1 protein-coding gene is annotated in these 224 nt (G+C 73.2%); it reads right to left on the reverse strand.

The genetic code is table 11. From position 1 onward, the window contains the following. On the reverse strand, nucleotides 1-211 hold a 211-nt coding region (locus WFK59_RS22045), incomplete at its 3' end, for a GA-like domain-containing protein (protein WP_442956324.1). Nucleotides 212-224: the final 13 nt, after the last annotated feature.

Raw genomic sequence — 224 nt, forward strand, 5'->3', positions numbered from 1 at the left:
CCGCCTTCGCCCCGGCCGGCGTGACCAGCCCGCCGTCCGCCACGGCCTGCGCCGCCGCGTCTGCCGCCGCCTGCTGTTTCTCTTCCGCCGCCTTCACGGCCGCTTCCGCCTGCGCGATCTGCGCATCGGTGGTGTCCGCCACGCCGTTGCCGTCCGCATCGGTGACCGCCGGCACGTCCGCCGCCTTCAGCGCGTCAGTACGATCCTGCAACCCTTCCTTCTCT

The sequence above is a fragment of the Pantoea sp. USHLN298 genome, from assembly GCF_037149395.1.
Lineage (GTDB): Bacteria > Pseudomonadota > Gammaproteobacteria > Enterobacterales > Enterobacteriaceae > Pantoea > Pantoea astica.